General features: G+C 35.8%; 12 protein-coding genes and 1 pseudogene. 8 read left to right on the top strand and 5 right to left on the bottom strand.

The genetic code is table 11. The features are described from left to right. Positions 1 to 66: 66 nt before the first annotated feature. From F6K27_RS29330 to F6K27_RS29320, 3 genes are all read right to left on the bottom strand, one after another. Positions 67 to 1,470 (bottom strand): hypothetical protein, encoded by a 1,404-nt coding sequence (locus F6K27_RS29330; RefSeq protein ID WP_287279468.1) that lies wholly within the window; start codon positions 1,468 to 1,470, stop codon positions 67 to 69. A gap of 6 nt (positions 1,471 to 1,476) precedes the next feature. After that, positions 1,477 to 2,169 (bottom strand): CHAT domain-containing protein, encoded by a 693-nt coding sequence (locus F6K27_RS29325; protein WP_287279467.1) that lies wholly within the window; start codon positions 2,167 to 2,169, stop codon positions 1,477 to 1,479. A gap of 207 nt (positions 2,170 to 2,376) precedes the next feature. Further along, positions 2,377 to 3,756, bottom strand: coding sequence for an aminopeptidase P family protein (locus F6K27_RS29320; RefSeq protein WP_287279466.1), 1,380 nt, complete (start codon positions 3,754 to 3,756; stop codon positions 2,377 to 2,379). 1,118 nt (positions 3,757 to 4,874) lie between these two features. Here F6K27_RS29320 and F6K27_RS29315 point away from each other — a divergent pair. The 8 genes and pseudogenes from F6K27_RS29315 to F6K27_RS34125 form a co-directional block, all read left to right on the top strand. Then, a complete protein-coding gene (locus tag F6K27_RS29315; RefSeq protein ID WP_287279465.1) occupies positions 4,875 to 5,036 on the top strand; it encodes a hypothetical protein in 162 nt (53 codons plus the stop codon). Between the two features lie 148 nt (positions 5,037 to 5,184). Continuing rightward, positions 5,185 to 5,475 carry a hypothetical protein gene (locus F6K27_RS29310; protein ID WP_287279464.1) on the top strand — a complete coding sequence of 97 codons (291 nt, stop codon included), beginning with the start codon at positions 5,185 to 5,187 and terminating at the stop codon, positions 5,473 to 5,475. A gap of 539 nt (positions 5,476 to 6,014) precedes the next feature. Further along, positions 6,015 to 6,905, top strand: coding sequence for an alpha/beta hydrolase (locus F6K27_RS29305; protein ID WP_287279463.1), 891 nt, complete (start codon positions 6,015 to 6,017; stop codon positions 6,903 to 6,905). Between the two features lie 167 nt (positions 6,906 to 7,072). Continuing rightward, positions 7,073 to 7,561 carry a DUF5684 domain-containing protein gene (locus tag F6K27_RS29300; RefSeq protein WP_287279462.1) on the top strand — a complete coding sequence of 163 codons (489 nt, stop codon included), beginning with the start codon at positions 7,073 to 7,075 and terminating at the stop codon, positions 7,559 to 7,561. Between the two features lie 56 nt (positions 7,562 to 7,617). Further along, positions 7,618 to 7,812: a hypothetical protein gene (locus tag F6K27_RS29295; RefSeq protein ID WP_287242139.1), complete on the top strand. Its 195-nt coding sequence runs from the start codon at positions 7,618 to 7,620 to the stop codon at positions 7,810 to 7,812. A gap of 143 nt (positions 7,813 to 7,955) precedes the next feature. Further along, the gene (locus F6K27_RS29290; RefSeq protein WP_287279461.1) at positions 7,956 to 8,381 is read left to right on the top strand and encodes a DUF2752 domain-containing protein; all 426 of its coding nucleotides are present in this window, start codon (positions 7,956 to 7,958) and stop codon (positions 8,379 to 8,381) included. Between the two features lie 473 nt (positions 8,382 to 8,854). Continuing rightward, positions 8,855 to 9,643, top strand: a complete 789-nt coding sequence (locus tag F6K27_RS29285; protein ID WP_287279460.1) for a DUF3598 family protein — start codon at positions 8,855 to 8,857, stop codon at positions 9,641 to 9,643. A 480-nt stretch (positions 9,644 to 10,123) separates the two neighbouring features. Beyond that, positions 10,124 to 10,240 (top strand): annotated as a pseudogene (locus F6K27_RS34125) (hypothetical protein); the annotation flags it as partial. Positions 10,241 to 10,787: 547 nt separating this feature from the next. Here F6K27_RS34125 and F6K27_RS29280 read toward each other — a convergent pair. Next, positions 10,788 to 11,771: an aldo/keto reductase gene (locus tag F6K27_RS29280; protein ID WP_287279459.1), complete on the bottom strand. Its 984-nt coding sequence runs from the start codon at positions 11,769 to 11,771 to the stop codon at positions 10,788 to 10,790. Positions 11,772 to 12,198: 427 nt separating this feature from the next. Continuing rightward, positions 12,199 to 12,888, bottom strand: coding sequence for a hypothetical protein (locus F6K27_RS29275; RefSeq protein ID WP_124143101.1), 690 nt, complete (start codon positions 12,886 to 12,888; stop codon positions 12,199 to 12,201). Positions 12,889 to 14,049 lie beyond the last annotated feature (1,161 nt).

Below are 14,049 nucleotides of genomic sequence, written 5' to 3'. Positions count from 1 at the left end.
CATCCTTAAAACTTTAACCTTTAGCGATCGCCTAATTTATGAAAAATACAGCTCATACAGTTACTTTTATGTTACATTATCAATATTTATGTAATATGTAAAGATGCCAGCGCTCATTGCTATAGCTTGCCGTCGTTGCATTTCTGACCACACAGCAAGTAGAGAAATCATCACAGAAAATGTAACCAACCCTGCAAATATCCGTTGACGTTGCCGTTGTTTTCTTTTTTGTTCCTGCTCTTGCAGTTGCTGACTTAACTGAATAAATTCTACTTCGTCTGGGGAAAGTTCCTCCTGACGTTGTGTCAGTTGTTCCTGTGCTTGAGCGAGTGCCACTCCCCGCAATAAAGCTCCTTGGTCTCGGTTATTCTCTTGCCAATAACTCATTGTCGCCCGCAGACGTTCCTGCCATGTTCTAAACTCCCTGCTAGCATTTATCCAATCCCGCAAAGTTCCCCACTCTCGAATTAAGGCTTCATGCACTACCTCCACCGTATTTTCCTGTTCATTCCTCCCCGTTACCACCAACCTCGCTTGATACCCCGCCAAATAACTGACTAAATTCCAATTATCTTCTCCCACTTCCCCACGGGTAGCAACACGCCTCGTATCTTCTGTACCTTCCCCCGGACGTACTAATTGTACAAATATTCGCTCTGCCTGTTTTTTCTCTGTCTCTTTTAATTGTTGAAAAATTTGTTCTGCATGATTAGCGATCGCTTTTTTTACCCCTCCTATTTCCTCATAAGCATGATGAGTTAATACTCGGTTTTCCTGTTTTGACCACAACCGAGTCAAAGCAAATTCTAATAATGGTAAATTTCCGGGTTCTTCTCCCACATCATCCAAAATTATTTCTGTTAATTTTGCCTCTAATTGTACCTCTGATTTTTGAGAAGGTAATTCAATTGCTTGTTGTAATTCTTCCCGTTTCATCGAACTAAGTAACTGTGGCGTATATTCCGGCAAAGCATCTCGAAACGGACGATAAGAAAGCACATATCCATAAAAATCCGCCCGTAATGTTAAAACCAGTTTAACATTTTCTTCTCTAATAGCTGTTAACAATGCTTCAGCAAAACGTTCCTGTTTTTCTTTCTCCCGACAAAGGGTATATAATTCTTCAAATTGGTCAACAATTAACAATAATTGTTGACCTGGATTACGTTCTAAAATGCGATTAACTACCTGTGAAAAAGTGATTTTACCTTCCTGCATATCACTTGCTAATCCCGTCGCCTCCCGCAATTTTTGCGTTTCACCCGCTTCCGGTTCCAATTGTCCAACCAACACAAAAGCCAAAGATAAAAACGGTTCTTTTCCCGGAAGAAATGATTCAATCAACCATTTTTTTTCTGTTCTCAATTGAGGAACTAATCCCGCATATACCAAAGAAGATTTACCACTACCACTAGGTCCAACTACAGCAATTAAAGGTTGTTTATGAGTTACTTCAACTAACTTATTCACAAACTTTTATTGCCCAAAAAAGAAGTCGGCATCTTCCTCTTTAAATGCCGATAAACCTTGATAAGGATTAGGGGGAATTATATGATCATCAGTAATTAAATTCTCATCATTTATAGAAGTATCAGTTAAATCTTTTTTCTTTAAAATTGGAGTTTGATGTTCTAGGTAACTCATCATTTGTGAGCAACCTAATTCATAAGCTTCCTCCACCTCATAATCAGCAGCAAGAGCATCATAAAAAGCCACAGCAAAAGCCACCGCAGCATTATCTCCTACAGCCTTATTCATGCCAATAACATAATTAACATATTGACTAATTGCCTCCGCTTGTACTTCCGAATAACAGGCATTTAAAAGTACACATTCGACATTTTTTTTCGCAAACAATTTAAACATACTAGCCAGAGCATTTGTCTGAACCAGCACCATTTTTCCCATTTCATCTTCCAAAACAATACCATCTTGTCCCGTACCATGTCCGCAAAAGTGGATTATATGAGGTCGATAATCTAAAATAGCTCGATAAAAGTCACGGGCACGGACAGCCAATTTTTGTTGTAATTGAAATTGGTCTCGTTTATTAGCTCGGCGTAACCCTTCGTCTATTTCTCGTATTTCTTGGTCTAATCTTAGGGGGGCAGTATTTTTAGGATTAGCTGCTAGGATAAGGATGGTTTTGGCATTTGGGTTATTGGTCATTTTAGTTGTCAGTTATACAAAATTCAAAAAAAGTTTGTGCGTCTATGTATTAATTTCTCTTAGTATTGATATTGATTTTTAATATTTTAGATGTAAGTTATATTCTCTACCAATCCCACTAACAGAATAAATAGTGAACTTTTTCTGTGACAATTTTTATCCAAAATTAAAAATGCTGATATTGAATTGATTTATTGACCTAAAAAATTATTCGACTAAGTTTTCAATTGAATCAATATCACTAGGCAATTCTTGAGTCAAAACTTCAGCACCATTTGGAGTTACTAAAACATCATCCTCAATTCTAATACCTCGAACATCATCAAATTTTTCTAGCTTTTCCCAATTCACAATATCTTGATATTTTTGACGCATTTCTTTGTCATTTAAAATGCCTGGTACTTGATAAAAACCAGGTTCAATTGTGACTAACATTCCGGGAATTAATGGACGATTTAATCGTAGAAAACCTAAACCAAAACGACTACTACGCTCCCGACCTATTTCATATCCAGCTAAATCTCCTAAATCTTCCATATCGTGAACATCTAAACCTAATAAATGACCGATTCCATGAGGAAAAAATAAGGCATGAGCATCCATTTCTACTAAATCTTCTACTTCACCTTTTAAAATCCCTAAATTCACTAACCCTTCTGCAATAACTTGAGCTGCTAATAGATGAATATCTAAATATTCAATACCAGGTTTTATTTGAGCAATGCAAGTATCATGAGCAGCTAAAACTACATCATAAATATCTCGTTGGGTGGGAGAAAATTTACCAGAAACAGGCCAAGTTCGAGTCACATCACTCGCCCAACCTAAATTTGTTTCTGCTCCCACATCTGCTAATAGTAAATCTCCTGTTTGTAGGGGGTGATGATATTGTTCATTGTGCAAAACTTCTCCATGTACAGTCACAATACTGGTATAAGCACAAGTCATATTATGAGAGATAATAATACTCTCCATTATGGCTCGGATATTAGACTCGAATTTAGAATTTTTGGTGGCTGCCATTCCAGCTTTATGAGCTTCTACAGTTACTGCTACTGCTTGTTTTATTTCTGTTAAAGCTGTGGCATCATGGCTAAGTCTTAAAGAGATAATCGCTTTTGTTAACTCTAAGTCAATTTCTTTGGGGTTATTAGGTGCAGAAATATCTCTATTCAGAGTTTTAAATTGTGTGGTTTGAGTAGGATAATTTTGCACATAAATAGTCGCAGCATTTGTGGCGCGAGATTTCAATTCTTGCATAGGAAAAGCAGCATCAGCACCAATAATTTCAGCTAGGTGATCGCGTCTAGGCATTTCTCCATGCCAAAGTAGACTACTCGGTGGTGCATTATCCATAAATAGTTCTAATTTTTCTCCATCTAAATGTATAGCAGCATCTTCAATAGGTAGTCCAGCAAAATAGAGAAAATGACTGCTAGGACGGAAGGGAAAAGTATTAGCTGGAAAGTTGCGGGGACTACGACTTCCTGACCAAAGTATGACGGGAAAATTGATTAATTTTGCTAATTTTTGTCGTCGGTTACGAAGTGTTGTTGCTAGAGAAGTATGTAAGTTAGGAATATGCATGAGAGTTATTTATATAAAGTAAGAAAGGAAGAAGGAAGAAGGAAGAAGGAAGAAGGAAACAATGATATAAATAAATAGTTTATGATTTCCTTTTTGCAGTATGATTTTTGATGATTGGTATCACAAATGATAGATAATTTGAAAAAATATCTAATTTATTATTGTAGCAGCTTAAAAAGGAAGAAGGAAGAATAAATCATAAGAAAGAAGGAAGAAGGAAGAAGGAAGAAATAAGAAGGATATAAATCAAAATTTTCTAGTTTCCTTTTTGCCCTATGATTTTTGATAATTGGTATCACAAATGAAAGATAATTTGAAAAAATACCTATTTTACTATTGTACCAGCTTAAAAAGGAAGAAGGAAGAATAAATTAAGAGAAAGTCAACAATGATATAAATAGGACTTACACATGAACGCTATTGGTAGGGTGTGTTAGCGCTAGCGTAAGGCACCAATAACCCTTGTGTAGTGTATTTGCGTAAGTCCTGATAAATAAATAGTTTCTAGGATGAGAGAGAAATCAATTCTCAGCAAAATTTTCTAGTTTCCTTTTTGCCCTATGATTTTTGATGATTGGTATCACAAATGATAGAGGATTTGAAAAAATATCTAATTTATTATTGTACTAGCTAAAAAAGGAAGAAGGAAGAATAAATTAAGAGAAAGTCAACAATGATGTAAATAAATAGTTTCTAGGATGAGAGAGAAATTAATTCTCGGCAAAGTTTTCTAGTTTCCTTTTTGCCCTATGATTTTTGATAATTGGTATCACAAATGAAAGATAATTTAAAAAAATACCTATCTTACTATTATCCCTGGTTAAAAAGCAAGAATAAAGAAGGAAGGATAAATTAAGAGATTAGAGATAAGTCAACTCTCGGCAAAATTTTCTAGTTTCCTTTTTGCAGTATGATTTTTGATGATTGGTATCGCAAATGATAGATAATTTTAATTTTTTTCAAATTGACTATTATAGCAGGTTAAAAAGCAAGAATAAATTAAGAGAAAGTCAACAATGATGTAAATCAATAGTTTCTAGGATGAGAGAGAAATCAATTCTCGGCAAAATTTCCTAGTTTCCTTTTTGCAGTATGATTTTTGATGATTGGTATCACAAATGATAGAGGATTTGAAAAAATATCTAATTTATTATTATAGCAGGTTAAAAATTAACTGTACTACTGGACTGACACAGGGGGATGGGGCGGGTTCATCTAAATTTAATATTGAGCAAGCATTATATCCTTGGGGTGGGGCAGGTTCATCAGATAATTTGTAACACCATTAATTTAACGCGGAACCCGCCCCTACTATTACAACTTTTTAGGCGTATCACGCCACTACTTATTACTAGGAAAGGAAAGGTCAATTCTCTAATATTTCCCCTAGTCAATACAGCAAAAAGCAAAATCAACTAGAAATAAAAAATGTCAATTATAAAAATTTTGATGATTAAGTCAATGTGTTTTTTAACAACAGTAGCTACTATATCTAATGATAGTAGATATGAAGCTAAAAAGAATAATATTCTTGTTTCTAAAAATAATTATTTCCAATTAGCTCAAGCTAACTCAGTCGAAAATTTACAGGATATTGTTGGGGAAGATGCACAAGTAAAAAAAGTAGTAGAAGGTTTCAAATTTATCGAGAGACCTGTCTGGCATCCTGAAGGTTTTTTACTATTTAGCGATATTCCAGAAAATACAATTTATCAATAGCAACCTAATCAAGAAGTCAAAGTATTTCGTCTTCCTTCCGGGAAAGCTAATGGTAATACACTTGATTTACAAGAAAGTCAAGCGTAAGTATAAATTCTGACTCAATTAGTAAAGCTTTTATCTAAAACTAAAGGCAATAGCTGATGGCTGATAGCTGACGGCTGTTTGCGCAGCATTCCCTAGGAAATGCTTACAAAATTAGTTTTACTTGACTACATTTCACCTATAAATTTAAGCACAATAAAGACTTGTTTGGAGTTTTTAACTCATACAATTCAAGGGAATGAAGCTGATAGCTGAATGCTTACGAAAATGTTTAAATAAATATAGACTTTAAGGTCAAAGTAACCTGCTTTTGTAAAATTTAGTTATGACTAGATTCTGGCTTAATAATATCCCTTAATATAGGGTTTAAAGCAAGAGCAAAAACAATAGCTGATAGCTGACGGCTGTTTGCGCAGCATCACCTAGGAAATGCTTACATAAATTATCAATTATTTCCCCCCTACTCCCTACTCCCTACTCCCTCTTTTTCAGAAATGTTAAATAATTATCTATCTAAAGCATCATATCAAGCAGTATTTCTTGGCTATAACTTTTTACCAATAATTACTTGGAAAATATTATCAAATCCCGCTGCTGAAATTGTGGCATTTTTCAACAACTATCGTATTCATAAACAGATTACATATTTGACTGTCAATAACTACGATTTAAAATTAGACATTTACCAGTCCCTCACCACCAAACCCCACCCAGTAGTTATTTTTATTCACGGTGGTGGTTGGGTAGACCGCCCAAAAGAAGTGGAATTATTTTTTTTATTGCCATATCTGAAAATGGGTTTTTCCATTGTGAATGTGGGGTATCGTTTGGCAGCACAGTCATTAGCACCCGCAGCAGTAACAGACTGTCAGTCTGCTTTAGGTTGGACGATAAAAAATTCCCAGAAGTACAATTTCGATCCGGAAAAAATCATTGTCAGTGGTTTTTCTGCCGGAGGTCATTTAGCCATGACAACTGCTATGTTACCTACTTCTGCTGATGAAGAATTGAAGGTAGCTGCGGTAGTTAATTGGTATGGCATTACGAATGTCAAAGATTTACTTGAGGGGCCGAATATTCGAGATTATGCTCTGGAGTGGATGGGCAACCAGAGCGATCGCTTGGAAATTGCCGAGAGTATTTCTCCTATTAATTATATACATTCTGAACTCCCACCAATTTTTACTGTTCACGGCGATGCTGACTTAAGTGTCCCATATAATCATGCTGTGAAATTTCATGAAGCACTTAATCAAGTTAATGTACCGAATCAATTATTAACTATTTCAGGGGGTGGACATGGAGGATTTAGTTATAGTGAAAATCTTAAAGTTTATAAACATATTGAGGATTTTTTCATAATAAATGGTTTATTAAGTTATTAGGAATTAGGTAGTCGTGAATAATTATGGTAGAGGGTTTTTAACAACTCCCAATTCCCAATTAATATTTCTTTACCATTAATTCCGAGTACTACCGAATTAACTGCCAAAATGTCTAGAAAAACCAGAAAAAACTGAGGCAGTTTGTTAACCTTAATCAATTAAGACAAATGTTATATCTGAGTGAATTTTTAGTAGTTAATTCAGCAGTTGGTATGATGTTACCAATTTTTTCGGCAGAGGAAGTAATAACTCCACCACCGGAAATAGACCCAGCTGTGGTTGATGCTCTTAAAAAAATAGACCCAGCTATGGTTGATGCTTTTATCACTGCTATAAACTTAGTTTCTATTGCGGGATACTTAATAACGGCGTTTTTCTGTTATAAGATTTACCAAAAATTAAATGTTGAAGATGCTTGGTATGCTTGGATTCCGATTTTAGGTACATACATTACTTTCAAAGCTGCTGATGAGGAAAAACCTGTACTATGGACAATTTTATCTTATATTCCATGTGTTAATATCATTGCTGCAATTAAATCAATTATGGCTTGGGTAACAATATTTAAGAAGTTGAATAAATCTCCCTGGTTACTGTTGATATGTATCATTCCTTTTGCAGCTTTCTTTGTCTTTGGATATGTAGCATTTACCTAAAGTTTTTTCAACAAAGGAAGTAGTAATATTGATTAACTACAGGAGTAATTTGAATAATGCTCAAACTTAAATACAGGAAAGTAATTTTTTTGATTCTTATTGCTATTCTGGCAGGGGGTTCGATGGCTGCTTATTCTCAATCAGAGACTAATTTTTTGCTCAAAACTATAGAATTAGTTATCTTTCAACAAGCAGCAACAATTGTAATTTATCTCAGTTGTTTTGGTTGGGATATATTGCGTAGTCGTTAATGAAGTCAGAACTCAGAACTCAGAAGTTAACCCACCCCTAACCCCTCCCAGGAGGGGAAGTAGAGGATTTGAGCAACTCTCCAAAAATATTTCGCCTTAAAAGGTGGGGTTTTAGACCCAATTATTTTGATAAATAAGTTGAAATGCAAAAGTTTTCTGAATTCTTATCAGATAAAGAACGATGTCAGCGATATGTTTATCTGGCGATCGCTCTTCTTCCTATTATTGGCAGCTACTTTTTAAATTTTGGGCTGAAGATACCTTTTATCGGATGTCCACTGCTACATTATGTAGGTATTCCTTGCCCTGGATGGGGGTTGACCCGCTCCCTGATGGCAGTTGCACGAGGAGATTTGAGTCAGGCGATCGCTTATCATTTATTTTGGCCTGTATTTTTTGTTGTGTTTATAATTGCAATTTTACATATTGTTTTAGAATTAATAAATAATCGAAAAATCTACACATTTTATGTACCTTTAATTCAAAATTATTATTTTCAAATTTTTTGTTTTCTAGTTTTATTTGGTTATCATGGAACACGACTACAACAGTTGTGGAAAACTGGATAAATTTATAATTTTTTGATTCATTCCACCCTGGGAAATTGGTTATTTGGGGTTATTAGTTAAGTGTGGGGACTGTAGGGAGATGGTGAATTTGGAGGGAAATTTCCATCTTTTTCCCCTATTCTATTTCTCTAGTGCAGAATGGCAGAAATAACTAACCAGTTAAAAAATCCTAAAAGCTTTACCAAGCAATACTTTTGACCTTTAACTTCCGCGTGGGAACGGGTAAGATGCTCATTCCACAAAACTATTAAAATCATCCCGCATTTATGCAACGCCTAATATGAAATATAAAAAAGAATGCTACGAATAATTTAGCTGGTTAAAAAACTTTACTGAAAAATCGTGCTCTAAAGGCTCCCATTTTTTTATTGCCATATTTGAAAATGGGTTTTTTGTTGTGAATGTGGAGTATCGACGGAAGTAATTTACTATTTGATATAATTTCTCTAGTCAAACAAAATAATTAATTAGCAATGAATCTACAAGAACAAAATTGGACTAACCTATTCGGAAATCATACCCCAGAAGGAACAGCTTGGTATGGTATTTGGACTAGATATTCTCCAGAGTTAGAAGTTATAAACTCTTTTCAAGGAATCAGAAAATTCTCAGCTAATCAGGATAAAACAGTAATTACTCACCACAATAATTATACTTATGCTGATGGTAGTACCGAAGAAAAACAATGGCAAATTGAGAAAAAAATTGCTAATCAACCAGATGGAATGATTCATCCGGCATTTGAATCAATGAGGACACTATCTTTCAGTAAAGAAGCCAAAACTTGGATGTGTCCACAATTAAAAATAGGGAATCGTTTTGGTTGTGAATTATTTTTTGAACATCAAAATTTTCGGACTAGCGTTGTTCCTATTTATGGAGAGAATGGTGAGTTAGCAGGGTTTACACAAATTCGCGAACATCTTAATAGTTATCCTGAACAAAAACCAGGAGCAGAATTAAAAAATATATCGGGAAATTGGGTGGGGCAAAAACAGTCTATGACTCCCGATTTACAAATTTCTCAAGAAGCAGAAATGACAAAACTTGAGTTAGATCCAACTGCAGGTAAAAATCAAACATTTTTTCTGCCTGATGGTATAGTTATAAATGTTCCTGAAAAGGTAAAAATAGGAGAAGAATTTGAACTGGTAGTAGGTAAGATGGTAATTGAAAATAAGTATAAACGAATGATTATTAAATACGATAAAGATGGCAAATTTATTCAGTTAATTTATGAAGTATTTGACCATAAAAATTAAACTAAAAAAATAGTGGTAGGTCATTTCAGTTATTAGTTATCATTTTCTTTGTGGGTTTAATACCCCACCGTCAACTGGAGTGTTCACGCATTACTTGGGGGAGCGAATCCCCATGTAATTTTCCTCCTGTCTCCTGTCTCCTGTCTCCTGTTTCCTTCTTCAATAGTTATCAGTTATTAGTTATCAGTACCTCTGCAATCAGGAGGCTTGACATCAGGAATATTCTCTTTTTTTTCTCAAAATAATTGGGTCGCGCAACCCCGCCTTTTAAAGCGAAATATTTTTGGAGCGAGGCTTAAATCCCCGTTAAAAAAATCACTTCTGACTTCGTTAACCCCTTAAAAGGGGAGGCGCATACCCACAATTTTTCGGTAAGATCAAATCCAGTGTTATTGTATAAAATTGTATAGAAAGCAGGTTTGTGTTAATGGTAATAAATGTATTCCATAACAAATCTCTTTCTAACAAGGAACAGAGTTAGACATGGCGATCGCTCAAACCTTGATTCAGGTTCACGGAGGCAAAATTGAAGTAACCAGTAAAGTTGGTGTAGGGAGTTGTTTTTGGGTAAAAATTCCGGTAGTGGTAAACAAGTAATACGATTTTCAAAAAATATTGCTACATTGGCTATTCAAGGTCTTATACTAATTTGAAAAAAGAATGTTACGAATAATAAGTGCGATAGAACTCCGTTCCGCTGACGCGGTCGTGCATACTTTACAGGAAATGTCCCTTTGATAAAGCGGTGCGACCCCGCGACTACGACAGTCGCACCTGGTAGCGCACCAAGAGAGGGAATGCTAACCAAGAGAGGGAACGCGCATCAAGAGAAAAAGAGAATTTACTAGCTCAAAACTGGTATTGAAACCATTCCCGTGTGACTCAGTTCGACTGACTTCCCCTCCCAGGAGGGGGAGGGGCGAGGGGTGGGTTGACTCCTAAGAAATACCCTAGCTATTTGTAGCAAAAATTTATAGAATTGATATTAGGCATTATACCATGTTCGGACGGGTCAGTTATAAATAAAATTCAAGAACTGACAGTACCGAAGAAATACTGAAATTATCTTTACTTTTCTTCTTTCCTCCTTTCTTCCCTCCTGACTTCTGACTGTTTCTTTTATACTAAATTTTAATGTAGATTATTAAGCTCCGCCATTATAAGTTCCTTGTATTTTCCTATCCAACCAAAGTTGCTGCAATTTATGCAATATATCTTCCGAAAGATTAGGTAATCTAGCTACAGAAGCATTCCTACGAATATGCTCGGTACTTGAGGAACCCGGAATCACAGAAGTAACAGTTTGATTGTTCAGGATATATTTTAACCCTATCTCTGACATAGATAAATTAATATCTTTGACAATTGGTTTAATCAAATCAACCATTTCTACCTGTCTTGCTACCCAATCATCAGGAGTCCATAATCCACGCCAATCCCCTTGTGGAAACTTTTGAGAGTGTGTCCAGCCACTAACTAATGCACCAGAACTAAATGGACAGCGTGCTATAATCCCGACCTGATGTTTTTGAGCCATCGGAAACAATGTATATTCAGGTTCTTGCTCCAAAATATTATAAACCACCTGAACAACATCAATCCGCCCTGCTTCAATATGACTATTAGCTTCACCAGCACGGCGATCGCCAACCGATATACCAATGGCTCTAATTTTACCCAGTTCTTTTAGCTTTACCATCGCTTCATACCATTCCGTACAATGACCCCAGGCCAGATTCCAAGTATGCAAAAATAAAATATCAATGCACTCCCGCCGTAAATTTTTGAGAGTAGTGTCGCAACATTTTACGATCCAATCAGAGGAAAAATAATCCTGAATCTTACTTTGAGGTTTTGGAGACCAGTCATCGCATTGAGGCGGAATTTTACTAGAAATTACTACCGAAGAATTTCCCTGTAAAGCTTTACCGATTACCTGTTCACAATAACCATTTCCGTAGTCTAAAGCCGTATCTAAGTAATTAATATCTGCATCTATTGCTGCTTCAATTGCCTGAATATATTCTGCTTCCGTTTTTTTTCCCCACACATCCCCTGACAGTTGCCAAGTACCTAGACCAACTTCACTAATTTCAATATTGGTCTTTCCTAACTGACGCTTTTTCATTACTAATTCTCCTGATTGAGCATTACTTGATACATTCAGGACTTACGCATAAAGTAGGAAAAACTGGGATTTCAGATTGATTCCCTATCGTTAGCAATGACGGAAATACTTTGTGCTGCGTAAGTCCTAACATTTTTAATTTGATATTATGTGCTTGTAAATAACCGTTATTGCGTTGATCAATCGTTGGCGAAGCATGACAAACCGAAAGCAATTCCCAAGTCTAGTGACTGCATTGTTTCAATTCTTTCCACTCCCAATGATCTCAAATCTGCTTAATTCGGTATAAAAATCTGAGCGCCATAGGGCAAATCTTTCTAAATTTTTCTTCCCTCCTGACTCCTGACTTCTGACTCCTGACTCCTTATCTAAATTACACAAATGCTACCAGATTTGATCTGACATATTACAAACTATTTGCCGGATATCATCTGATGCTCTTGCCTCCTTCTAACTGAGCTAGCTTTTCAGTTAATGGATTAATGATGAGCTTGTAGATGTGATATATACTCGAAATATCCTTTAGAGGGAAACGCTTGACGTGCCAAAAACCATTTAGTTCAGACCCGAAATCATTAGGAGAAAAACGACCTACAATCCATCCGTCTGATTCTTCTTCCGCTGTTGTTTCAATACGTATCCATTTCCAAATCATTTCCGCAACATCATAAATCCGAGTTTCAGGATGAGTAGGTTTTGGCTCAATAATAGCAATCCAACATTCGGGTTCGTCCACATCAACTACATTAGGATCGTCACATCCTACCCAAACCCAAACAAAGGCTATATACTGCACTTGCTTTGCTGGATAATCATCGATAGGAGTATCGTCTACTAAATAATCTGCATTAACATAAAAGCGACCTAACCAAAATGGTAGTCCTGAATCGTAAGGTTCTTTGCGATTTAATAAAGTATAGTTATCTAAGAACATATACTCGTCATCACAAACTGAGAACAGCTTATTTAGGGATATAGGTAAGAATTTTTTGGCGTTATGCTCAGATGCGAATCGGTTATCTAGAACCTTAAACAAGCTTCCAACCTGCTGGTGATAAGCCAGCATTACCTTGTAGCTTTGAGTAACTTGCTCCATAATATCCTTACTTATCATCATGCTTTTCTCCTGATAAGATACAACATATTTATATTATACATCTCCAGAAAAGAGGTAACAGGGAACAGGGATCAGGGAACAGGGAGAATTAACGAAGTCAGAAGTCAGAAGTTAGAAGTTATTTTTGTAACGGGGATTTGAGCAACTATCCAAAAATATTTCGCCTCTTAAGGCGGCGTTGCGCGACCCAATTATTTTGATAATTGACAATTTATGGATAAGAATTGATTTTATTTTGAATTTTAGGAGATGTCTATTAAGTTCAGATAATTAGCTATAGTACCATTAGTTGGGTTCAGCAGTGCAGGGAGACAAATTTCGTTACAGACTTAAGTTCTGTTGCAGTTTTTTACTTAAAGTCTCAAACCTTAAAAAAATAATAATAACGCGATATCTTTCCTAGTTTTTTACTTTTGATCACTAATCTAAGAATCAAGTCTAAATTAGCGTTAAGAAAGATTCTATGATTATATCATGTCCGGATAATTGGCGTTGCACAATCAGGAATGATAAAATCCGAAAGTAGATATTTTTGGATAATTCTTTCCTCAATATATGTACAGTTTAAAATCTATTATCATTCTTTAATGTGCAATCCCGGATAATTAGTTATAAAAAAACTTTCTCCTTCTTCTGCTGTTGTTCTTCTTTATTACCTCTTTCCTCCTGACTCCTGACTTCCCCTCCACCGGAGGGGTTAGGGGTGGGTTGACTCCTGAGGACTCCGTAGTTATTTATTTATCACTGTTTAACCGGACATGATATTACACAGTCTCAACACTCTCAAGAATGGCCACTTCATTGATCATATCATGTCCGGTAGCATCGGAGCGTGTATAAAATTAAGGTGACACTCTTGAGAAAACCTTCTGCCTCCTGCTATCCTAGAAAACCTTCTGCCTCCTGCTATCCTAGATAACCTTCTGCCTCCTGCTATCCTAGATAACCTTCTGCCTCCTGCTATCCTAGATAACCTTCTGCCTCCTGCCTTCCTTCCACCAAAGTCTAATTATTCAAACGGACATGATATCAGTTATAGCAATGAGCGCTGGCATCTTTACATGTTACATAGATATTTGCAATGTAATATAAAAGTAACTGTATGAGCTGTATTTTTCATAAATTAGGCGATCGCTAAACCTTAAAGTTTTAAGGATGTCT

This window comes from Okeania sp. SIO2F5 (assembly GCF_010692685.1).
Classification (GTDB): Bacteria; Cyanobacteriota; Cyanobacteriia; order Cyanobacteriales; family Microcoleaceae; genus Okeania; species Okeania hirsuta.
Note: the sequence above shows the minus strand (reverse complement) of the source record. Positions and strands in the feature narration are given on the sequence as shown.

Bases quoted from the DNA above. Each gene is read 5' to 3' on its own strand.
- F6K27_RS29285 (WP_287279460.1), top strand. From the start codon at position 8,855: ATGAATCTACAAGAACAAAATTGGACTAACCTATTCGGAAATCATACC.
- F6K27_RS29300 (WP_287279462.1), top strand. From the start codon at position 7,073: ATGTTATATCTGAGTGAATTTTTAGTAGTTAATTCAGCAGTTGGTATG.
- F6K27_RS29325 (WP_287279467.1), bottom strand. From the start codon at position 2,169: ATGACCAATAACCCAAATGCCAAAACCATCCTTATCCTAGCAGCTAAT.
- F6K27_RS29275 (WP_124143101.1), bottom strand. From the start codon at position 12,888: ATGATGATAAGTAAGGATATTATGGAGCAAGTTACTCAAAGCTACAAG.
- F6K27_RS29305 (WP_287279463.1), top strand. From the start codon at position 6,015: ATGTTAAATAATTATCTATCTAAAGCATCATATCAAGCAGTATTTCTT.
- F6K27_RS29290 (WP_287279461.1), top strand. From the start codon at position 7,956: ATGCAAAAGTTTTCTGAATTCTTATCAGATAAAGAACGATGTCAGCGA.
- F6K27_RS29295 (WP_287242139.1), top strand. From the start codon at position 7,618: ATGCTCAAACTTAAATACAGGAAAGTAATTTTTTTGATTCTTATTGCT.
- F6K27_RS29310 (WP_287279464.1), top strand. From the start codon at position 5,185: ATGTCAATTATAAAAATTTTGATGATTAAGTCAATGTGTTTTTTAACA.
- F6K27_RS29320 (WP_287279466.1), bottom strand. From the start codon at position 3,756: ATGCATATTCCTAACTTACATACTTCTCTAGCAACAACACTTCGTAAC.
- F6K27_RS29280 (WP_287279459.1), bottom strand. From the start codon at position 11,771: ATGAAAAAGCGTCAGTTAGGAAAGACCAATATTGAAATTAGTGAAGTT.
- F6K27_RS29315 (WP_287279465.1), top strand. From the start codon at position 4,875: ATGATAGAGGATTTGAAAAAATATCTAATTTATTATTATAGCAGGTTA.